The sequence below is a fragment of the Cellulosimicrobium cellulans genome, assembly GCF_042723955.1.
GTDB classification, from domain to species: domain Bacteria; phylum Actinomycetota; class Actinomycetes; order Actinomycetales; family Cellulomonadaceae; genus Cellulosimicrobium; species Cellulosimicrobium cellulans_H.
In genome coordinates this window covers 4,773-25,614 of the sequence record NZ_JBHXIC010000028.1, presented here as the reverse complement: position 1 = coordinate 25,614, position 20,842 = coordinate 4,773, and the positions used below count along the sequence as shown (strand labels likewise).

Here is a 20,842-nt window from a genome sequence, read left to right as displayed (position 1 = left end):
CGGGTGAGGCGGGTCACGGCCAGGTACGCTGGTCGGTCGGCGCCCGTGCGGGCGTCGCCCACCCGTCCAGCCCCCACGAGCCACGTGCGGGGCCGTGAGCACCAGGAGTGATGTCCGTGGCCGCAGCGCCCTCACCCACCGCCCGTCTCGACGCCGTCGTCTCCCTCGCCAAGCGGCGCGGGTTCGTCTTCCCCTCGGGCGAGATCTACGGCGGTACCCGCTCCGCCTGGGACTACGGGCCGCTCGGTACCGAGCTCAAGGAGAACATCAAGAAGCAGTGGTGGCGCGCGATGGTCACCAGCCGCGACGACGTCGTGGGCCTCGACTCCTCCGTCATCCTCCCGCGCCAGGTCTGGGTCGCCTCGGGCCACGTCGGCGTCTTCACCGACCCGCTCACGGAGTGCCTGCACTGCCACAAGCGGTTCCGCGAGGACCAGATGATCGAGGAGTTCGAGGAGAAGAAGGGCCGCGCGCCCGAGGGCGGGCTCGCCGAGATCGTGTGCCCCAACTGCGGCACGCGCGGGCAGTGGACCGAGCCCCGCGACTTCAACATGATGCTCAAGACCCACCTCGGCCCCGTCGAGGACGAGTCCGGCCTGCACTACCTGCGTCCCGAGACGGCGCAGGGCATCTTCGTGAACTTCGCCAACGTCATGGGCGCGAGCCGCAAGAAGCCGCCGTTCGGCATCGGCCAGATCGGCAAGTCGTTCCGCAACGAGATCACGCCGGGCAACTTCATCTTCCGCACGCGCGAGTTCGAGCAGATGGAGATGGAGTTCTTCGTCGAGCCGGGCACGGACGCCGAGTGGCACCAGTACTGGATCGACACGCGCACCGACTGGTACGTCGACCTGGGCATCGCGCGCGACAACCTGCGCCTGTACGAGCACCCGCATGAGAAGCTGTCGCACTACTCGACCCGCACGGTCGACATCGAGTACCGCTTCGGCTTCTCCGGCTCGGAGTGGGGCGAGCTCGAGGGCATCGCGAACCGCACCGACTTCGACCTCAAGACGCACGCGGAGCACTCGGGCAAGGACCTGTCGTACTTCGACCAGACGAAGAACGAGCGCTGGGTCCCCTACGTCATCGAGCCGGCCGCGGGCCTCACGCGCTCGCTCATGGCGTTCCTCGTCGAGGCGTACACCGAGGACGAGGCGCCGAACGCCAAGGGCGGGGTGGACACGCGCACGGTCCTGCGCCTCGACCACCGCCTCGCGCCGGTCAAGGCCGCCGTGCTCCCGCTGAGCCGCAACGAGCAGCTCTCGCCCAAGGCGAAGGACCTCGCGACCGAGCTCCGCAAGTACTGGAACGTCGACTTCGACGACGCCGGGGCCATCGGCCGTCGGTACCGCCGCCAGGACGAGATCGGCACGCCGTTCTGCATCACGGTCGACTTCGACACGCTCGACGACCAGGCCGTGACGATCCGCCACCGCGACTCGATGGCCCAGGAGCGCGTCGCGCTCGACAAGGTCACCGAGTACCTGGCCGGGCACCTGCTCGGCGCCTGACCGTCCGCCCGAGCGCGCGCCCCGAGGGTCCGTGCGCTCGGGCACGCAGGAGGGGCGGGACCGTCGCGGTCCCGCCCCTCCGTCGCGTCGTTCGGGACGCGTCGCCCCCTGCGGCCTCGCGCTAGCGGGCCGCCCCCTTCGCCCGGTTGAGCAGGCCGATCACGAGGCTCACGACCAGCACGATGATGCCGATCCAGATGAGGATCTTCGCGGCTTCGATGGCGACGCCGAGGATGAGCAGCACGGCGCCGACGATGACCAGGATGAGCCAGAGAGGCATGTCGTCCCTTTCGTCCATGTCCGGCCTGGATTGCCGGACCTCCTCAACACTGCCACGACCGGCCGCTGCTCGCTCGCCGAACGCCTCTCGCGGGTGAGCCTGCTCCGGATGGGACAATGGAGCGCGTGACTGCTCCCGCCCCCGTCCTCAGCACGACGACCGTCGACCCCGGCACGGCCTCCGCCGGCACGGGTCCGCTGCTCGCGCCGCTGCGGATCGGCCCGATCGTCGTCGAGACGCCGGTCGTCCTCGCCCCGATGGCGGGCGTCACGAACCGCGCCTTCCGCACGCTGTGCCGTGAGGCCGGCGCGAGCGGCGGCGACGACCCCGGCCTCTACGTGGCCGAGATGGTCACGAGCCGCGCTCTCGTCGAGCGCAACGCCGAGGCGCTGCGCATCGTGACGTTCGGCGCGGACGAGACGCCCCGCTCCGCGCAGGTGTACGGCGTGGACCCGGCGACCGTGCGCGAGGCGGTGCGCATCATCGTCGCCGAGGACCGCGCCGACCACGTCGACCTCAACTTCGGATGCCCCGTGCCCAAGGTGACGCGCAAGGGCGGGGGAGCGGCGCTGCCCTGGAAGCGGGACCTCTTCACCGCGATCGTGCGGGGCGCCGTCGAGGCGGCGCGCCCCTACGGCGTGCCGGTGACGGTGAAGATGCGCAAGGGCATCGACGACGACCACCTCACCTACCTCGAGGCCGGGCGCATCGCCGAGGGTCTCGGCGTCGCCGCGGTCGCGCTGCACGCGCGCACGGCCGCCGAGCACTACTCGGGCACCGCGGACTGGACGGCGATCGCCCGCCTCAAGGAGGCGGTCACGAGCGTGCCCGTGCTCGGCAACGGCGACATCTGGTCCGCCGAGGACGCCGTCCGTATGGTGCGCGAGACGGGCTGCGACGGCGTCGTCGTGGGTCGCGGGTGCCAGGGGCGGCCGTGGCTGTTCGCCGACCTCGCCGCCGCGTTCGCGGGCCGGTCCGAGCGCGTGCGCCCCGGGCTGCGCGAGGTGGCCGACACGATCTACCGCCACGGCGAGCTCATGATCGAGTACTTCGACGGGGACGAGGGCAAGGGCATGCGCGACCTGCGCAAGCACATGGCCTGGTACCTCAAGGGCTACGCGGTGGGCGGTGACGCGCGCCGCGCGCTCGCGATGGTCTCGACCCTCGACGAGCTGCGCGGCCACCTCGACGCGCTCGACCAGGACGCCCCGTACCCCGGCGAGGCCGCCGAGGGGCAGCGCGGTCGTGCCGGTTCGCCCAAGACGCCGCACCTGCCCTACGGGTGGCTGGACTCGCGCGAGCTCGACGCCGAGCACGAGGAGCGCCTGCGCGAGGCCGAGCTGAGCGTCTCCGGCGGCTGACGCCGGCCGGACGGCGACGGCGACGAGCGAGGAGGCCGCGGTGTGGTTCGAGGGGCGGTCGTCGTGGCGACTGTCGGTCTCGGACGACGGGGGCCTCGACCTGCTGCTGTGGGTCCGCGACGCGCTCGGGCTCGTCGTCGCGGCCGATGACGCACCGCCGCGCTGCGAGCCGGGACCGCCCGGCCGGTCGGCGCTGGTCCCGGCCGACGAGCGCGACGCCGCGGCGTCGCGATGGATCGTCTGGTGGCGTGCCGCCCTCGCGTTCGAGGTCGCCGGCCGGACGGAGGAGCCTCCGCCGGGGGAGGACGCGTTCCTCGGCTGGGTCCGCGCGCGGTCCGTGGCACGGGACGCCGTCGGTTCACCGCCCGCGTTCGCGGCGCTGGACGACGTGCCCGTCCTGCGCGACGCCGTCGCGCGACTGTTCCCCGAGGCGCACCGCGTGCTCGCGGCGCGCGAGGCGGACCGCGCCAGGGCGCTGCACGGACGGACGGCGGCGGTCGACGGTCGCGCGCTCGCCGCGGACGTGGCCAGCACGCACGGCGTCAGGATCGATGACGTGCGCGGCGCCGTGCTCGTGGTCCAGGCCGCCGGGCCGTGGTGGCGCGTCGCCGCACCGGGGGCGGTCGTGTGCTCCGCGTCCGCCTACGTCGACGACCCGGCGTTCGCGGCCGAGGTGGTCCGTGCCGCGTTCGAGTCCGGCCTGCGGGCATGAGGACGGCCGGGGCCCGCGAGGGACCCCGGCCGTGCTCGGCTCACCCGGTCAGTGGGCGCGCAGCCACACCGTCGTGTCGGACGGCACGCGGACCTGCGGGTCCGCGGACCGGTCGGTGAGGACGGGGCCCGACGCCACGAGCACCTCCGCGCCGTGCGGCAGGACGACCGGCTCGGCACCGAGGTTCGCGAGGACCACGACGTCGCGGTTGCGCAGCGCGACGACGTCCGCCGAGTCGGCGTAGTCCTCGACCCACGCGAGCGTGCCCGAGCCGAGCTGCTCCGCGCGACGCGTCGCGAGGGCGGTGCGGTACGTCTCGTACGTCGACCCCTCGACGCCGCGCTGCCCGTCGGCGGCGTACCGCGCGTAGGACGCGGGCTGGGGGAGCCACGTCTTCCCGGACGGGCCGAAGCCGAAGCCGTCGGCGTCGGCGTGCCAGGGGATCGGGATGCGGCAGCCGTCACGGCCCGCCTCGGCGCCCTGGGTGCGGAAGAACGCGGGGTCCTCGCGGACGTCGTCGGGCAGCGCGGTGTGCTCGGGCAGACCCAGCTCCTCGCCCTGGTAGAGGTACGACGACCCGGGCAGGCCGAGCATGAGGAGCGACGCGGCGCGCGCGCGGCGCAGGCCGAGCTCCTCGTCGGGCTGCGGGTCGTGCGCGAAGATCCCGTTGGGGCGCAGGCCGGGGTCCGCGAGGCCGAGGCGTGAGGCGTGCCGCACGACGTCGTGGTTCGACAGGACCCACGTCGTGGGCGCGCCGACCTCGTCGTTCGCGCGCAGCGACGCCGCGATCACGGTGCGCAGGGGCGCCGCCGACCACGCGGTGGTGAGGAACGAGAAGTTGAACGCCTGGTGCATCTCGTCCGGGCGCACGTAGCGCGCGAGGCGCGAGAGCGGCTCGACCCACGCCTCGGCGACGAGCGCGCGGTCGCCGTCGTACTCGGCGAGGACGCGGTGCCACGCGCGGTAGATCTCGTGGACGCCGTCCTGGTCGAACATCGGGCCGGAGTTGCCGGCGCCCGTCGACCCGTCCTCGGGAGCGCCCGGGTCGGTCTCCTCGTCGCCGTCGTCGGCCTCGGTGCCTTCGACCATGGACACCGTGCCGTCCCAGTCGGGCAGGCCGTCGGCCTTGATCATGCCGTGCGCGACGTCGACGCGGAACCCGTCGACGCCCTTGTCGAGCCAGAACCGCAGGACCTGCTCGAACTCCTCGCGCACCTCGGGGTTGTCCCACGCGAGGTCGGGCTGCGTGGAGTCGAACAGGTGCAGGTACCACTGGCCGGGCGTCTCGCCCTCGGCCCCGGTGACGGGGCGGGCGTCCGGGCCTGCGGTGACGCGGGTCCACGCGGGGCCGCCGAAGATCGACTGCCAGTTGTTCGGGGGCAGCTCGCCGTGCTCGCCCTCACCCTCGCGGAAGACGTAGCGGGCGCGCTCGACCGAGCCCTCGGGCGCGGCCAGCGCCGCCTGGAACCACGCGTGCTGGTCCGAGGTGTGGTTCGGGACGAGGTCCACGATGATGCGGATCCCGCGCGCGTGCGCCTGGGCGAGCAGCTCGTCGAAGTCGGCGAGCGTGCCGAACAGCGGGTCGACGTCGCGGTAGTCCGCGACGTCGTAGCCCGCGTCCTTCTGGGGCGAGCGGTAGAACGGGCTCAGCCAGACCGCGTCGACCCCGAGCTCGGCGAGGTGGTCGAGCTTCGAGGTGATGCCGGGCAGGTCGCCGACGCCGTCGCCGTCGCCGTCCGCGAACGAGCGCGGGTAGACCTGGTAGATCACGGCGTCGCGCCACCACTCCGGCGCCTCGCCCGGGCCGGTGTGCACGAGCGCCCCGGTGCTGAAGGGCGCGGTGGCCGTCGCGGTGGTGCTGGCGGTCGGCGTCGAATCGATACGAGTCATCGAGCTGTCGGTCCTCACGTGCGTGGTGTCAGGGTTCTTCAGGGGGGATCACTCGGCAGGCGGAGCGGGGGTGACGCCGACCCTCCGTCGAGTGTAAGCGCTTGCGGTGGCGGGACGACGGGTCCCCGTCCGGCGGTCGGAGGGGTGGTCGTCGACGCCGCGCCGTGCGTCGCGCCGCGTTCGTGCTGCGGTGGCGTGCTGCCGTCAGGCGGTGGGCGAGCCCGTCGCCGGGGCGGCGCCCGTGGAGTCGCGGACGATGAGCTCCGGCTGGAACAGCAGCTCCGAGCGCGGAGCGCGCTCGCCCGCGATCTCGGTGAGCAGCGCGCTCACCGCGGCGTGCGCCATGGCGTTGACGGGTTGGCGCACCGTGGTGAGCGGCGGGTCCGTGAAGGCGATGAGCGGCGAGTCGTCGTAGCCCACGACCGAGACGTCCTGGGGCACGCGCAGGCTGCGCGAGCGGGCCGCGCGGATCGCGCCGAGCGCCATGAGGTCGGACCCGCAGATGATCGCGGTGTGGCCGGAGTCGATGAGCTCGCCGGCCGCAGCCTGCCCGCCCTCGACGGTGTACAGCGTGACGACGACGTGCTCCCCCGCCTCGGACTCGTCGGCGACGAGCCCGTGCCGCACGAGCGACTCGGCGAAGCTCACGAGCTTGCGCTGGGCGGGGACGAACCGGTCCGGCCCGATCGCGAGCCCGACGTTGCGGTGCCCGAGCGAGACCAGGTGGCGCACCGACAGCTCGACGCTCGCGACGTCGTCGGGCGAGACGAACGGCGCGTCGATGCCCTCGGCGAAGCCGTTCACCAGCACGATCGGGATGCCGCGGCTGCGCAGGCGCTCGTAGCGCTCGTGGCTCGCCTGGGTGTCGGCGTGCAGGCCGGAGACGAAGACGATGCCGTCGACCGCGTGGTCCATGAGCATGTCGACGTAGTCGTCCTCCGTCGTGCCGCCGGGCGACTGCGTGCACAGCAGCGGCGTGTACCCGTGCTCCGACAGGAGCGACTCGATGGTCTGGGCGAACGCGGGGAAGACGGGGTTCGTCAGCTCGGGGACGACGAGCCCCACGAGGCCGGCGGAGCGGGTGCGCAGCGTCGAGGGACGTTCGTAGCCCAGCACGTCGAGAGCCGCGAGGACCGCCTGGCGGGTCTCGCTCGCGACGCCGGGCTTCCCGTTGAGGACGCGCGAGACCGTCGCGGTGGAGACGCCGGCCTGGGCGGCGAGATCGCTGAGACGGGTGCGCACATGGGGAAGCGTAGGGGACACCGGACCTCCTCGTCCTGGTCGTCCGACCCGCGAGCCGCGAGCCTCGGTGCGGAGGCGCGCGAACCCGTCGGCCGGGGGAGGCGGGGCGGACGCCGGACGGCGCCCTGCAAAGCGTTGCATGAAAGTTACCGCAACGACTTGCATCCGTGCCACCTCGCGATCTACCGTCGTCGCATCAGGGCCCACGGTCGGTGCGAACCGACGTCGGCCGCCACCGCACTGCAACATGCTGGGAGTGACCACTGATGCGACGGAGCATCCTTCTTGCCGCCGCGCTGACCACGACGTTGGCGCTGGCCGCCTGCTCGTCCGGCGGCTCGGGAGACGAGAGCACCGACGAGCCGAGCGCCGAGGGCACCTCCGGCGGCGGCACGCTCACCGTCTGGGTCGACGAGACCCGCCAGGACGCCGTGACCGCGGCGGCCGAGTCGTTCGAGTCGGAGACGGGGACGACGGTCGACGTCGTCCTCAAGAACTTCGAGGACATCCGCGCTGACTTCCTCGCGCAGGTCCCGACGGGCGAGGGCCCCGACATCACGGTCGGCGCGCACGACTGGCTCGGTGAGCTCACGACGAACGGCGTCGTGGCCCCGCTCGAGCTCGGCGACAAGGCGGCCGAGTTCGAGGCCGTCTCGATCGAGGCGTTCACGCAGGACGGCCAGGTCTACGGCCTGCCCTACGCGATCGAGAACATCGCCCTGATCCGCAACACCGAGCTCGCGTCGGAGGCGCCCGCCACGTGGGACGAGGCCGTCGCCGCCGGCCAGACCGCGGGGACGAAGTTCCCGATCCTGGTCCAGTCGGACGGTGACAAGGGTGACCCGTACACCCACTACCCGTTCCAGACGTCGTTCGGCGCCCCGGTCTTCACGCAGAACGAGGACGGCAGCTACTCGTCCGAGCTCGCGATGGGCGGCCCGGAGGGCCAGGCGTTCGCGCAGTGGCTCGGCGCGCAGGGCGCGGCCGGCGTGCTCAGCCAGGACACCACGTACGACATCGCCGTCGAGGCGTTCAAGAACGGCGAGTCCCCGTTCATCGTCGGTGGCCCGTGGATGATCGACTCGTTCGAGGGCATGGACCTGTCGATCGACCCGATCCCGACCGCGGGCGGGCAGCCCGCGCAGCCGTTCGTCGGCGTCCAGGGCTTCTACCTCAGCGCCGAGAGCAAGAACGCGATCGTCGCGAACGACTTCCTCGTCAACTTCCTCTCGACCGAGGAGGCGCAGCTCGCCCTCTACCAGGCAGGCAACCGTCCGCCGGCGCTGACGGTCGCGGCTGACTCCGCCTCGGCGGGCGACCCGATCGTCGCGGGCTTCCGGGCCGTCGGTGCCGAGGCCGTGCCGATGCCGTCGATCCCCGAGATGGCGTCCGTCTGGAGCTTCTGGGGCGTGACGGAGGCCGCGATCGTCAACGGTGCAGACCCCGTCCCCACCTGGGACAAGATGATCGCCGACATCCAGGGCGCGATGGGCTCCTGACCCGGCTCGGACCGGACCGCCGTCGCGGTGCGCAGGGTCACCTGCGTGCCGCGACGGCGTCACCGCCGGTCCGGCACCGGCCGCGACGCGGCACGACGACACTCGGGACGACGCGGGACGAACCGCGTCACGACCTCGGAGGCACCAGGATGTCCGCCCCACAGACCACGACCGACGCGGAAGTCGGCCCTCTCGGAACCGACGGGCCGCCGCCGCGGCGCACCCGTGGGCTGCGCGCTGCGGACGCCTCGCACGCGCGCGACTACAGCCCCGGGTTCTTCGTCAAGCTCGCGCTCATGGCCGTCGTCGACGCGCTCGGCGTGTACGTGGTCTGGTCCGCGTGGACCGAGGGCTCGTACGGGATCCTCGTGGCGTCCCTGGCGATGCTCGTCGTCGCGAACTGGGTGTACTTCTCGAAGCGCGCGCTCCCGCTCAAGTACATCCTTCCCGGGCTGCTCTTCCTCCTCGTCTACCAGATCTTCGTGGTCGGCTACACCGGGTACGTCGCCTTCACCAACTACGGCACCGGGCACAACGCGACCAAGGAGCAGGCGGTCTCCGCGCTGCTGATCCAGAACGAGCGCCGCGTCGAGGGCTCCCCCTCGTCGGCCCTCACCGTGGTGGAGGACGGCGATGCGCTGGGCTTCGCGGTCGTGACGGACGACGGCGAGGTCGAGGCCGGGACGGCAGACCGGCCGCTCGCCACCGTGGACGGCGCGACGGTCGAGGACGGGCGCGCGACCGACGTCCCCGGCTTCACCGTGCTGCCCCGCGACCAGGTGCTCCAGCGCCAGGCCGAGGTGACCGAGCTCCGTGTGCCGGTCTCGGACGACCCGGAGGACGGGTCGATCCGCACCACGGACGCCCGGACCGGCTACGTCTACACCTCGGCGCTCGAGTGGGACGCTGCGGCGGACACCATGACCGACACGACGACCGGCACCGTCTACACGCCGAACGACGAGGGCCAGTTCCAGGCTCCCGACGGCTCGACCCTCGCGGTCGGGTGGCGCGTGCCCGTCGGGTTCGACAACTTCGTCACCGCGTTCTCCGACGCCCGCTACGCGCAGCCGTTCGTCAAGATCCTCGTGTGGACGTTCGTCTTCGCGATCGGCTCGGTCGTCACGACGTTCCTGCTCGGCCTCTTCCTCGCGATCGTCTTCAACGACACGCGGATGCGCGGGCGCAAGGTCTACCGGACGCTGATGATCCTGCCGTACGCGATCCCGGGCTTCCTCGCGGCGCTGCTGTGGTCCGGGCTGCTCAACACGCGGTTCGGGTTCATCAACGAGGTGATCCTGGGCGGCGCGCACATCCCGTGGCTCACCGACCCCTGGCTGGCCAAGCTGTCCGTGCTCGGCGTGAACCTGTGGCTGGGCTTCCCCTACATGTTCCTCATCTGCACGGGCGCCCTGCAGTCCCTGCCGTCCGACGTCATGGAGGCCGCGAAGATCGACGGTGCCGGCCGCTGGACCACGTGGCGCGCGATCACGCTCCCGCTGCTGCTCATCTCGACGGCGCCGCTGCTCATCTCGTCGTTCGCCTTCAACTTCAACAACTTCACGCTCATCTACATGCTCACCGGCGGCGGTCCACGGTTCGCCGATGCGTCCGTCCCGCTCGGCCACACCGACATCCTCATCTCGATGGTGTACTCGATCTCGGGTGTCGACGGCTCGGCGCAGAAGGACTTCGGTCTCGCGAGCGCGCTGTCGATCGTCATCTTCGTCATCGTGGGCACGATCTCGGCCATCGCCTTCCGGAGCACGCGCAAGTTCGAGGAGATCAGCTGACATGGCGACCACCCAGGCACCCCCCGTCGTCGGCGGTCGGCCCGCCCCGTCCTCGGCCTCGCGGACCCGCATGAAGCCGGGCCGCTGGTTCTCCGAGCTCGGCTGGCGGCACGTCGTCGGCGTGATCGCCGTCGTCTACGCGGCCTTCCCGCTCGTCTACGTCCTCTCGGCCTCCCTGTCGGAGAACGGGACGCTCACCGGCTCCAACACGCTCTTCTCCGACGTCAGCACCGCGAACTACGCCCAGCTCGGCACCACGATGTTCTGGACGTGGATGGGCAACACGCTCGTCATCGCGGTCGCGACCTCGGTCGGCACCGTGCTCATGGGCGCGGCGGCGGCGTACGCGTTCTCCCGGTTCCGCTTCAGCGGCCGGCGCGCCGGTCTGACGTCCCTGCTGATCATCCAGATGTTCCCGCAGATGCTCGCGTTCGTGGCGATCTTCCTGCTGCTCATCGGGCTCGGGAACGTCGTCCCGATCCTCGGCCTGAACAGCAAGATCGCCCTCATCGCCGTGTACCTGGGCGGCGCGCTCGGCGTGAACACGTTCCTCATGTACGGGTTCTTCAACACGGTCCCGCGCGAGCTCGACGAGGCCGCCAAGATCGACGGCGCCACGCACTCGCAGATCTACTGGACGATCATCCTGCGCCTGGTGGCGCCGATCCTCGCGGTCGTCGCGCTGCTGTCCTTCATCAGCACGTTCGGCGAGTTCATCATCGCGCGCATCGTCCTGACGTCGGAGCGCAACTGGACGCTCGCCGTCGGGCTGTACGGCTGGGTGTCGTCGCTCAGGGAGGCGAACTGGGGCCTGTTCACGGCCGGCGCCGTGATCTCCGCGCTGCCCGTGCTCGCGCTGTTCCTCTACCTCCAGAAGTACATCGTCGGCGGCCTCACCGCCGGTTCCGTGAAGGGCTGACCGCGTGCGCGACGTCGCGACCCCCGTCCCGCACCACGACGGCTCGGCGCTGTACGTCCCCGAGGGCGTGCCCGCCCTCGGGGACACGGTCCCCGTCCGCGTGCGCGTGCCCCGGTCGGTGGGGGTCCGCGACGTCTGGCTGCGCACCGTGCGCGACGGCGAGCCCCGGCTCGCCCCCGCGCGGCTCGACCGCTCGGACGAGCACGAGGACTGGTACGTCGCCGAGGTGCTCGTGCACAACCCCGAGACGGGGTACCGGTTCTTCCTCGACGAGGGCGCCTCCGGGTACCGCTGGCTCAACGGCCGTGGGGTGTGGGACCGCGACGTGCCCGACGCCGCGGACTTCCGCCTCACCGTCCACGAGGGCGCGCCGGCGTGGATGCGCGACGGCGTCGTCTACCAGGTCTTCCCGGACCGGTTCGCCCGGTCGGCCGCGGCCGACGGGCGTCCGCTCCCGGAGTGGGCCGTCCCCGCGGCCTGGGGCGACGAGCCGCACGGGTCGGGGCCCGACGTCGGGACGCAGCTCTACGGGGGCGACCTCGCGGGGGTCGAGGAGCGGCTCGACCACCTCGTCGCGCTCGGCGTGACGACCCTGTACACGACCCCTGTCTTCCCGGGCCGGTCCAACCACCGCTACGACGCGAGCACGTTCGACCACGTCGACCCGCTGCTCGGCGGCGACGCGGCGTACGCGTCGCTGATCCGCGCCGCGCACGCGCGCGGGCTGCGCGTCATGGGCGACCTCACGACCAACCACACGGGCGCCGGGCACGAGTGGTTCGCCCGGGCGCTCGCCGACCCCGGCGCGCCGGAGCGCGACTTCTACTACTGGACCGACGGCGAGCCCGGGTACGTGGGCTGGCTCGAGCACGCGTCGCTGCCCAAGCTGTCGTACGGCTCGGCCGAGCTCGGGGCGCGCATGATCGACGGGCCGGGCTCCGTCGTCGGGCGCTACCTCGGCGAGCCGTTCGGGCTCGACGGCTGGCGGATCGACGTCGCGAACATGACCGGCCGGTTCGGTGCCGAGGACCGCACGCTCGAGGTCGCGCGGCGCCTGCGCGCGACCATGCGGGCCGCGAACCCTGAGGCGGCGCTCGTCGCGGAGCACTTCCACGACGCCTCGGGCGACCTCGCGGGCGACGGCTGGCACGCGAACATGAACTACTCCGCGTTCACGCGCCCGGCCTGGACGTGGCTGTCGCCCGCGGACTCGCCCGTGCCGTACCTCGGGCTGCCGGTGCGCACGCCGCGGCGCGGGGGTCGCGACGTCGTCGCGACCATGCGCGAGTTCGACGCCGTCCTGCCGTGGCGCGTCACGGCGTCGCAGTGGAACATGCTCGGTTCGCACGACACCCCGCGCCTGCGCTCGATCGTCGGCTCGCGCGAGATGGTCGAGGTCGCGGCGACGCTCCTGCTCACCTACCCCGGCACGCCGGTCGTGTTCGCGGGCGACGAGGTGGGGCTCACGGGCCTCAACGGCGAGCACGGCCGCGCGACCATGCCGTGGGACGACGACGCCCGCTGGGACGCCGCGACGTTCGACCTCTACCGCGCGCTCGTCGCGGTGCGGCGCGGCTCCGACGCGCTGCGCCACGGCGGCCTGCGCTGGGCGCACGTCGACGACGACGCTCTCGTCTACCTGCGCGAGACGCCCGACGAGCGCGTGCTCGTCGCGCTCGCCCGCGCGCCGTGGGACGGCGTCACGCTGCACCCGGCGCTCGTGGGCGGCGGGGAGGCGGAGCGGCTCCACGGCACGCTGGACCTCGACCGGGACGACGGCGGCGCGCGGCTCGCGGGCGACGGCCCGGCCGTCGGGGTGTGGCGCCTGGGCTGAGCCCTCAGCGGAAGAGGTGCGCGACCTGGCGCACGGCGTCGTCGTACTGCGCGCGGTCGAACGTGAACGGGCCGAGCGCGGAGTAGTCCCACTCGGGCCGGAACGGCTGGGTGAGGTCACGCCAGACGACGGTCGTCGCGTCGGCGTCGACGGTCACCTCGAACGGCCAGCACCCGGCCTCGTGGCAGTCGCACGCGAGCACCCACGCGTGCCCGCCCGCCGGCGTCCGCCCCCGCCCGTACCACTGGTGCGCGGCGTCGCCGTAGCGGAAGAACGCCGGGACGAGCCCGCCGTACGCGCCCGCGGGGGAGTAGCCGCTCGCCGACTCGTGCCGTCCGACGAGGTCGACGAGCGAGCGGCCGTCGACGTACGGGACGACCTCGACCAGGCCGTCGACGGTGACGGCCCGCAGCTCGAGCGCCTGCGCTGCACCCATGTGCGCGAGGCTACGCCCCAGCACGCCCGCACGCCGCGCGACGGGAGCTCTCGCCCCCGAGCGGCTCGGACCGAGGGCAGGAGCTCCTTCTCGGGGCGGCTCGGCCGTGGCAGGATCGCGGCGTGACCGTCGAGCGCATCGCGATCCTCTCGGACGTCCACGGCAACCTGTCCGCGCTCGACGCGGTCCTCGCCGACGCGCGGTCCCGCGGCGTGACGACGTTCCTCAACCTCGGCGACATGGTCGGCAAGGGCCCGCGCGGGCGGGCGGTGGTCGACCGGTGCCGGGAGGTGTGCGCGGTGAGCGTGCGCGGCAACTGGGAGGACTTCCTGCCCCGGACGCCCGACGACGGCCTGCCCGAGCACGTGTGGTGGCGCGACGAGCTGCGCGCGGACCAGCGGGACTGGTTCGGCACGCTCCCGCTCAGCCACGACCTGATGCTGAGCGGTCGGCGCGTGCGCCTGTTCCACGCCTCGGCCGCGGCGGTGCACACCAAGGTGCACCTCCACCACACGCCCGAGGAGTTCGCGGGCATGTTCGCCGCGACCGACCTCACCGGTCCCGGTCCCGAGCCCGCCGTCGTGGGGTACGGCGACATCCACGACGCCTACGTCGAGACCCGCCGCGGCCGCACGCTGTTCAACACCGGCAGCGTCGGCAACCCGCTCGACGAGCCGACCCCCGTCTACGCGATCCTCGAGGGCGTCCCCGGCTCGCCCGACCCGGCGCCCTTCTCGCTCCAGCACGTGCGCGTGCCGTACGACGTCGAGGCGGAGGTCGCCGTCGCCTACGACGTCGGCATGCCGCAGGCCGACGCATGGGCGGGCGAGCTGCGGACCGGCGTCTACCGCGGCCTCGCGGACCCGGCTCCCGCCACGTCCTGACCGGCGTCGTTACGCTGGGGCCCGTGCAGACGTTCGAGCAGGAGGCGTTCGACCCCGCGGTCGTGGGGACCGGCCCGCGCCCGGCGCGCGGCGAGGAGGGGACGGCGTCGTACTCGGACGCCGACACCGAGCGGTGGTTCGTCGAGTCCGCGAAGTCCCGCGCGCGCACGCCGTTCGAGCGTGACCGCGCGCGCATCGTCCACTCGTCGGCGCTGCGCCGCCTCGGTGCCAAGACGCAGGTGCTCGGGCCGGGCAGCGACGACTTCGTCCGGACCCGGCTCACGCACACGCTCGAGGTCGCGCAGGTGGGCCGCGAGATCGGCAAGGCGCTCGGCTGCGACCCGGACATCGTCGACACCGCGTGCCTCGCGCACGACCTCGGGCACCCGCCGTTCGGGCACAACGGCGAGCGGGCGCTCGCGGACCTCGCGGTCGACGTCGGCGGGTTCGAGGGCAACGCGCAGACGCTGCGCCTCCTCACGCGGCTCGACCCCAAGGTCGTCGACGAGGACGGGCGGTCGTACGGCCTCAACCTCACGCGGGCGAGCCTCGACGCGAGCGTCAAGTACCCGTGGGGCGCGGGCGAGGCGCCGCTGCGCGCGGACGGCCGCCCGACGCACAAGTTCGGCGTCTACGAGGACGACCGGCCCGTGTTCGACTGGCTGCGCGCCGGCGCGCCCGTGCAGGTCAAGTGCCTCGAGGCGCAGGTCATGGACCTCGCCGACGACGTGTCGTACTCCGTGCACGACGTCGAGGACGCGGTGGTCGGCGGGCGCATCGAGCTCGCCGTCCTCGACGACCCCGACGAGCGCGCGCGCGTCGTGCGCGCGGTCCACTCCTGGTACGGCACCGCGTACGACGAGGCGGCGCTCGACGCCGCGATCACGCGCCTCCAGGGCACCGGGCACCTGGTCACCGGGTTCGACGGCTCGCGCCGCGCGCTCGCCGCGCTCAAGGACGCGACGAGCCAGCTCATCGGCCGGTTCACCGGGGCGGCGCAGGACGCGACACGTGCCCTCTACGGGGACGGGCCGCTCACGCGGTACGCCGCACGGCTCGTGGTCCCGGACGAGACGGTCGCCGAGATCCTCGTGCTCAAGGGCGTCGCGGTCGCCTACGTCATGGCGCCGCGCGAGCAGGAGCCGCTCTACCAGCGGCAGCGCGAGGTCATCGCCGACCTCGTGCACGTGTTCTGCGACCGGGCCCCCGTCGCGCTCGAGCCGTCGTTCGCCGCGGACTGGGAGGCCGCGCCCGACGACGCGGCCCGCCTGCGCGTCGTCGTGGACCAGGTCGCCTCGCTCACGGACGTCTCGGCGATGCAGTTCCACGCGCGGCTCGTGCGCCCGCCGGCCTGAGGCCGACGGGCGCGGCCCGCGGCCGGCTCAGGCCTGCTCGGCCACCCAGGCGTCGCTCGCGCGCTGCACGTCCGCGGCCGTCACGGAGTCCGCGACGGTCACGAAGAACCAGCGGTGCCCGAACGGGTCGCGGACCGCGGCCTGGCGGAACCCCTCGAACCAGTCCGCGGGCTCCGCGATGCTCGACCCGCCGGCAGAGATCGCCCGCGCGTACGCGGCGTCGGCGTCCTCGACCGGGATCGTGAACGACGCGTGCGTCGGCGCACCGGCCTCGGGCGCGACGGAGTCGGGCGGGAACGCCTCCGCGACCGTGAACGTGGACGTCCCGGCGGGGGAGACGAGCCGCAGGTCCGAGTGGATGATCGTGTCGCCCGCCGTGATCGTGTCGACCACCTCGGCGCCGAGAGCCGCCTCGTAGTACGCGATCGCCTCGCGCGCGCCGTTCACCGTGACGTTGGGGTGCAGTGCCGACATCTCCATGGTGTCCTCCTCGTCGTGGTCGCCCGCGAGGTGCGGGCCGTCCCACCATGCTCGTGTCGGCGGCCCGTGCCAGTCTTGGAGGAATGCGACAGGTGTTCGAACCGGGTCATCCGGCCGACGGGGGCGCACGGGCCCGTCGTCGGCCGACGACGTCCGTGCGGGGCCTGGTGGATCCCACCGCGGCGCGGCGCGGGTTCGAGCTCGTGCGCGTCGAGCCGGCGCCCGACCTCGCGGACCTCGTCGAGCGGCACTGGGTCGTGCGCTGGGACCTGCCGCCGGGGGAGTCCTTCACCCAGGTCCTCGTGCCGCACCCCGTCGCGAACGTCGTCGCCGAGGAGTCGGGCTACGTCGCGCACGGCATCCCGCCCGGGCTGTTCGAGCGCACCCTGACCGGCTCGGGCGCCGTCGTCGGCACCAAGCTACGGCCCGGCGCGTTCCGGGTGCTGCTCGGGCACCCGGACGCCGTGCGCCCGGGGGTGCAGGTCCCCGCGGCCGCGTTCCTCGGCCCGACGGCGGAGCGCACCGGGGTCACCGCGCTCGGCCTCGCCCGCGCGGGCCGGGACGAGGAGGCGGCGCGCGCCGTCGAACCGCTCCTGCGCGCGCGGGCCGAGCGCGCCCGGAACGTCCGTGCCGAGCGCGACCTCGACCGCGTCGCGGGCGCGTTCGCGGCCCTCGTGGGCGGCGAGCTCGGGCCTGGCGCGGGCGTCGGCGACCTCGCGGGGGTCGTCGGGACGTCGTCGCGCTCGCTCCAGCGACTCTTCGCCGCGTACGTCGGCGTGAGCCCCAAGTGGGCCCTGCAACGTCACCGCGTGCACCTCGCCGCCGACCTGCTCGCGGCCGACCCCGACCAGGACCTCGCGGCGCTCGCGACCGCCGTCGGCTACTACGACCAGGCGCACCTCGGCACCGACTTCGCGCGCGCGACCGGGTCCACGCCCGGTGCCTACGCGCGACGCTGCGCGACGTCGCGCGACGCGCTCGTCGGGGCCGCGTCGGGGTCGGCCCCGGGGTGACCGACGCCGCCGTCGGGCCATCCCCGGCGGCATCGCCGGGCGCATAGACTCGCTCCGTGGCAGGCCTGATTCGACGCGAGGACGTGGAAGCCGTCCGCGACCGCGCACGGATCGACGAGATCGTCTCCGCGCACGTCACCCTCAAGACCGCGGGCGTCGGCTCGCTCAAGGGCCTGTGCCCCTTCCACGACGAGCGGTCGCCGTCGTTCCACGTGCGCCCCGGCGTCGGGCGCTGGCACTGCTTCGGGTGCGGCGAGGGCGGCGACGTCATCTCGTTCGTCCAGAAGATCGACGGCCTGACGTTCGTCGAGGCCGTGGAGTACCTCGCCGACCGCGTGGGGATCCAGCTCCGCTACGAGGACTCCGGCGGGCCGCAGCGCCCGCGCGAGGAGCCGGGCCGGCGCCAGCGGCTGCTCGAGGCGCACCGCGTGGCCGCGCAGTACTTCTCCGAGCAGCTCTTCGCCCCGGGCGCGCAGGCCGCCCGCGCGTTCCTCGCCGAGCGCAGCTTCGACCGCGCCGACGCGGAGCACTTCGGTGTCGGGTACGCGCCCACCGGCTGGGACAACCTCCAGCGCCATCTCCAGGGTCGCGGCTTCACGCAGCCCGAGCTCGTCGCGTCCGGCCTCATGAGCCAGGGGCAGCGGGGCATCTACGACCGGTTCCGCGGGCGTCTGGTGTGGCCCATCCGCGACGTCACGGGCGAGATCGTCGGGTTCGGCGCGCGCCGCCTCTACGACGAGGACCAGGGGCCCAAGTACCTCAACACTCCCGAGACCTCGCTCTACAAGAAGTCCCACGTCCTCTACGGCATCGACCTCGCCAAGCGCGAGATCGCGAAGCAGAAGCGCGTCGTCGTCGTCGAGGGGTACACCGACGTCATGGCGGCGCACCTGTCCGGCGTGACGACCGCCGTCGCGACGTGCGGCACGGCGTTCGGCTCCGACCACGCGCGCATCGTGCGCCGGCTCCTCGGCGACACGACCGCCGGGGGCGGCATGCAGCTCGCCTCGGGCGCGTCCGTCGGGGGCGAGGTCGTGTTCACCTTCGACGGCGACGCGGCGGGCCAGAAGGCCGCCGTGCGCGCGTTCGGAGAGGACCAGCGCTTCTACGCCCAGACGTTCGTCGCGGTCGAGTCGAGCGGCATGGACCCGTGCGAGCTGCGCATGGCGCGCGGCCCCGACGCCGTGCGTGCCCTCGTCGACGGCCGCCAGCCCCTCTTCGAGTTCGTCATCCGCACGACACTCGCGACGTTCGACCTCGACACCGCCGAGGGCCGTGTCGGCGCGCTGCGCGCCGCCGCCCCCGTCGTCGCCGGGATCCGCGACGCCGCGCTGCGCCCCGAGTACGCCCGCATGCTCGCCGGCTGGATCGGCATGGACGCCGAGCGCGTCCGCCGCGAGGTGGCGGCCGCCGCCAAGCGGGGCAACGCGCCCGGTCCGGTCCGCACCGCCCGGCCCGACGACGCCCGCCCGGGCGCGGAGGCCCCCGAGCCCGAGGTCCCCGCGCTGCCCGCGCCCGACCCGCGCGACCCCGTGGCGCGCCGCGAGCGCCTCGCGCTCGTCGCCGTCCTGCAGTACCCCCAGCACGTGCCGCCGGTGTTCGACGACCTCGGGGAGGACGCGTTCGCCGTCCCGGCCTGGCGCGCCGTCCACGCCGCGATCCGTGCCGCGGGTGGAGTGCGGGAGGGGGCGTCGCTCGGCGCGGGGCACTGGGTCGAGGCCGTCGTCGAGCAGGCCGCCGAGCCCGTGCGTGGCCTCGTGACCGAGCTCGCCGTCGCGCCCCTGCCGGAGGACCGGGAGAACGTCGTCGGCGGCTACGTCGCCGGCGTCGTGCGCGGCCTCGTCGACCTCGGGCTCACCCGCCGCGTCGCCGACGCGAAGAGCCGCCTCCAGCGTCTCGACCCCGCGGCCGACCTGGCCGCGTACCAGGAGGCGTTCGCCGCGCTCCTCGCGGTCGAGGCCGAGCGCCGCACGCTGCGCGAGGGGGAGATCGCCTGACCCGACCCGGGGCTAGGCGGTCGCGTCCACCGTCGCAGCCGCTCGACGGTCGCGCGCCGCCTGGCGGTCCGCGGGCATGAGGGCCGCGAGCACGACGAGGACGGCGGCGCTCGCGGTGAGCAGGACGAACACGACGTGGATCGCGGCCATGAGGCCGGGACCCTCGGGCGTGCCGTCGGCGCCGAGGGTCGTGCGGGCGTTGATGATCGCGCCGCAGACCGCGACGCCGACGGCCGATCCCAGCGACCGCGCGAACATGTTGGTGCCGGTCACGGCGCCGCGCTCCGTGAAGGCGGCCGACGACTGGGCGGCGATGAGCGTCGGGACGGCGGTCAGCCCCATGCCGACGCCGACGACGAACGTCGTCGCGGCGACCGCCACGACCGGGGACGACGCGCCCAGCAGCAGCGTGAGCGACGTGCCGGCGAGGACGAGGGCGGAGCCGATGACGGCGGTCCACCGGAACCCGATCCGCAGGTAGAGGCGCCCGGCGTTCGAGGCCGAGATCGGCCAGCCGACCGTCATCGCCGCGAGCGCGAAGCCGGCCACGAGCGGACCGACGCCGAGGACGCCCTGGGCGTAGATCGGGACGTACGTGGACAGCGCGAGGACGATCACCCCGACGAGGAGCGAGACCGCCGTCGAGACGCCGACGACGCGCCGGCGCAGGATCGCGAGGTCGACCACGGGGTAGCGCGTGCGACGTGCGTGCACCGCGAAGACGCCGAGCAGGAGGACCGCGGCGCCGAGGACCGCGAGCGACGCAGGGGAGGCCCACGGCCACGTGGACCCGCCCTCGAGCAGCCCGAGCAGCAGCAGCGTGCTGCCCGCGGTGAGGAGTGCGGCACCGAGGTAGTCGATCGGCTCGCGCGCACCCTCGCGCGGGGTCTCGTGGTACCGCCGGTGCAGCATCCACGCGGCGAGCGCGCAGAGCGGCACGTTGACGAAGAAGATCCAACGCCAGCTGACGAACTCGGAGAAAACGCCGCCGAGCGTCGGGCCGACCACCGACGAGATCGCCCACACCGACGCGAGGTAGCCCTGCGCCTTCGCGCGTTCCTCCAGCGTGTAGATGTCCGCGGCGATCGTCTGGGAGACGGGCATGACCGCACCGGCCCCAAGCCCCTGGAGCACGCGCCCGGCGACGAGCGCGGGCATCGACCACGCGAACCCGCACAGCACGGACCCGAGGAAGAACAGGGCGACCCCCGCGAGCATGAGGCGCTTGCGGCCGAGGACGTCCGACAGCCTGCCGAAGACCGGCGTCCCGACCGCCTGGGCGAGCAGGTAGCTCGAGAACAGCCAGGGGAGCTGCGCGAACCCGCCCAGCTCGCGCGCGATCGTCGCCGACGCCGTCGCGATGATCGTCGCGTCGAGCGCGACGAGGGCCGTCGACAGCATGAGGGCGAGGAGGACGGGGCCGCGCTCGGAGCGGAGGCCGATCCCGGCCGAGGACGTCGTGGTCACGACAGACGCAAGCCCTGGGCAACGGTCCCGTATTCCCGGGCGTGCCGCTGCGTGGCTCGTTCCGATGGCGGGCCGGAGAAACAGCTCGGCCCCGGGGGGGCGGGGGGGGCGGGGGGGGGGCCCGGGGGGGCGCCGGGGTGGGGTGGTAGGAAGAGGCGGGCGGGGT

Annotated in this window: 17 protein-coding genes; 11 read left to right on the top strand and 6 right to left on the bottom strand. The window is 73.5% G+C overall.

The features are described from left to right. Positions 1–116 precede the first annotated feature (116 nt). Positions 117–1,514 carry a glycine--tRNA ligase gene (locus ACFWH7_RS09920; RefSeq protein WP_378216343.1) on the top strand — a complete coding sequence of 466 codons (1,398 nt, stop codon included), beginning with the start codon at positions 117–119 and terminating at the stop codon, positions 1,512–1,514. 121 nt (positions 1,515–1,635) lie between these two features. On the opposite strand, the gene ACFWH7_RS09915 is transcribed toward ACFWH7_RS09920, so the two are convergent. Next, the gene (locus tag ACFWH7_RS09915) at positions 1,636–1,794 is read right to left on the bottom strand and encodes a hypothetical protein (protein ID WP_021483859.1); all 159 of its coding nucleotides are present in this window, start codon (positions 1,792–1,794) and stop codon (positions 1,636–1,638) included. A 116-nt stretch (positions 1,795–1,910) separates the two neighbouring features. On the opposite strand from ACFWH7_RS09915, the gene dusB reads away from it, so the two are divergent. Together dusB and ACFWH7_RS09905 are read left to right on the top strand one after the other, a co-directional pair. Continuing rightward, the gene (dusB, locus tag ACFWH7_RS09910) at positions 1,911–3,155 is read left to right on the top strand and encodes a tRNA dihydrouridine synthase DusB (RefSeq protein WP_378216342.1); all 1,245 of its coding nucleotides are present in this window, start codon (positions 1,911–1,913) and stop codon (positions 3,153–3,155) included. Between the two features lie 40 nt (positions 3,156–3,195). Then, entirely contained in the window at positions 3,196–3,867 is a 672-nt protein-coding gene (locus ACFWH7_RS09905) for a hypothetical protein (RefSeq protein ID WP_378216341.1), read from the top strand. A gap of 48 nt (positions 3,868–3,915) precedes the next feature. Here ACFWH7_RS09905 and ACFWH7_RS09900 read toward each other — a convergent pair whose 3' ends face one another. Next, positions 3,916–5,757 carry a glycoside hydrolase family 13 protein gene (locus ACFWH7_RS09900; RefSeq protein WP_378216340.1) on the bottom strand — a complete coding sequence of 614 codons (1,842 nt, stop codon included), beginning with the start codon at positions 5,755–5,757 and terminating at the stop codon, positions 3,916–3,918. Positions 5,758–5,961: 204 nt separating this feature from the next. After that, positions 5,962–6,999 (bottom strand): LacI family DNA-binding transcriptional regulator, encoded by a 1,038-nt coding sequence (locus ACFWH7_RS09895; RefSeq protein ID WP_378216339.1) that lies wholly within the window; start codon positions 6,997–6,999, stop codon positions 5,962–5,964. Between the two features lie 266 nt (positions 7,000–7,265). On the opposite strand from ACFWH7_RS09895, the gene ACFWH7_RS09890 reads away from it, so the two are divergent. From ACFWH7_RS09890 to ACFWH7_RS09875, 4 genes are all read left to right on the top strand, one after another. Further along, on the top strand, positions 7,266–8,498 hold the full coding sequence (locus ACFWH7_RS09890; protein ID WP_378216338.1) for a sugar ABC transporter substrate-binding protein: 1,233 nt from the start codon (positions 7,266–7,268) through the stop codon (positions 8,496–8,498). A 149-nt stretch (positions 8,499–8,647) separates the two neighbouring features. After that, complete coding sequence (locus ACFWH7_RS09885; RefSeq protein ID WP_378216337.1) at positions 8,648–10,291, top strand: ABC transporter permease subunit; 1,644 nt, start codon at positions 8,648–8,650, stop codon at positions 10,289–10,291. Position 10,292: 1 nt separating this feature from the next. Beyond that, on the top strand, positions 10,293–11,210 hold the full coding sequence (locus ACFWH7_RS09880) for a sugar ABC transporter permease (protein ID WP_378216336.1): 918 nt from the start codon (positions 10,293–10,295) through the stop codon (positions 11,208–11,210). A gap of 4 nt (positions 11,211–11,214) precedes the next feature. Beyond that, the gene (locus ACFWH7_RS09875) at positions 11,215–13,044 is read left to right on the top strand and encodes a glycoside hydrolase family 13 protein (protein ID WP_378216335.1); all 1,830 of its coding nucleotides are present in this window, start codon (positions 11,215–11,217) and stop codon (positions 13,042–13,044) included. A 4-nt stretch (positions 13,045–13,048) separates the two neighbouring features. Here the strand turns inward: ACFWH7_RS09875 and ACFWH7_RS09870 are convergent, their stop codons facing one another. Beyond that, positions 13,049–13,480, bottom strand: a complete 432-nt coding sequence (locus ACFWH7_RS09870) for a hypothetical protein (RefSeq protein ID WP_378216334.1) — start codon at positions 13,478–13,480, stop codon at positions 13,049–13,051. 122 nt (positions 13,481–13,602) lie between these two features. On the opposite strand from ACFWH7_RS09870, the gene ACFWH7_RS09865 reads away from it, so the two are divergent. After that, positions 13,603–14,364: a metallophosphoesterase family protein gene (locus ACFWH7_RS09865; RefSeq protein ID WP_378216333.1), complete on the top strand. Its 762-nt coding sequence runs from the start codon at positions 13,603–13,605 to the stop codon at positions 14,362–14,364. A gap of 62 nt (positions 14,365–14,426) precedes the next feature. Further along, entirely contained in the window at positions 14,427–15,719 is a 1,293-nt protein-coding gene (locus ACFWH7_RS09860) for a deoxyguanosinetriphosphate triphosphohydrolase (RefSeq protein ID WP_378216366.1), read from the top strand. Between the two features lie 27 nt (positions 15,720–15,746). Here ACFWH7_RS09860 and ACFWH7_RS09855 read toward each other — a convergent pair whose 3' ends face one another. Further along, positions 15,747–16,199: a VOC family protein gene (locus ACFWH7_RS09855; protein WP_378216332.1), complete on the bottom strand. Its 453-nt coding sequence runs from the start codon at positions 16,197–16,199 to the stop codon at positions 15,747–15,749. 167 nt (positions 16,200–16,366) lie between these two features. Between ACFWH7_RS09855 and ACFWH7_RS09850 the strand changes: the two genes are divergently transcribed. Then, positions 16,367–17,212, top strand: a complete 846-nt coding sequence (locus ACFWH7_RS09850; RefSeq protein ID WP_378216331.1) for a helix-turn-helix domain-containing protein — start codon at positions 16,367–16,369, stop codon at positions 17,210–17,212. Positions 17,213–17,268: 56 nt separating this feature from the next. Then, positions 17,269–19,209, top strand: coding sequence for a DNA primase (gene dnaG, locus ACFWH7_RS09845; protein WP_378216330.1), 1,941 nt, complete (start codon positions 17,269–17,271; stop codon positions 19,207–19,209). A 12-nt stretch (positions 19,210–19,221) separates the two neighbouring features. Here dnaG and ACFWH7_RS09840 read toward each other — a convergent pair whose 3' ends face one another. Continuing rightward, positions 19,222–20,676: an MDR family MFS transporter gene (locus ACFWH7_RS09840; protein ID WP_378216329.1), complete on the bottom strand. Its 1,455-nt coding sequence runs from the start codon at positions 20,674–20,676 to the stop codon at positions 19,222–19,224. Between the last annotated feature and the right edge of the window lie 166 nt (positions 20,677–20,842).

Excerpts from the sequence above, each read along its gene's own strand:
- ACFWH7_RS09915 (WP_021483859.1), bottom strand. The coding sequence starts at position 1,794 with ATGCCTCTCTGGCTCATCCTGGTCATCGTCGGCGCCGTGCTGCTCATC.
- dusB (WP_378216342.1), top strand. The coding sequence starts at position 1,911 with ATGGAGCGCGTGACTGCTCCCGCCCCCGTCCTCAGCACGACGACCGTC.
- ACFWH7_RS09885 (WP_378216337.1), top strand. The coding sequence starts at position 8,648 with ATGTCCGCCCCACAGACCACGACCGACGCGGAAGTCGGCCCTCTCGGA.
- ACFWH7_RS09855 (WP_378216332.1), bottom strand. The coding sequence starts at position 16,199 with ATGGAGATGTCGGCACTGCACCCCAACGTCACGGTGAACGGCGCGCGC.
- ACFWH7_RS09890 (WP_378216338.1), top strand. The coding sequence starts at position 7,266 with ATGCGACGGAGCATCCTTCTTGCCGCCGCGCTGACCACGACGTTGGCG.
- ACFWH7_RS09900 (WP_378216340.1), bottom strand. The coding sequence starts at position 5,757 with ATGACTCGTATCGATTCGACGCCGACCGCCAGCACCACCGCGACGGCC.
- ACFWH7_RS09870 (WP_378216334.1), bottom strand. The coding sequence starts at position 13,480 with ATGGGTGCAGCGCAGGCGCTCGAGCTGCGGGCCGTCACCGTCGACGGC.
- ACFWH7_RS09880 (WP_378216336.1), top strand. The coding sequence starts at position 10,293 with ATGGCGACCACCCAGGCACCCCCCGTCGTCGGCGGTCGGCCCGCCCCG.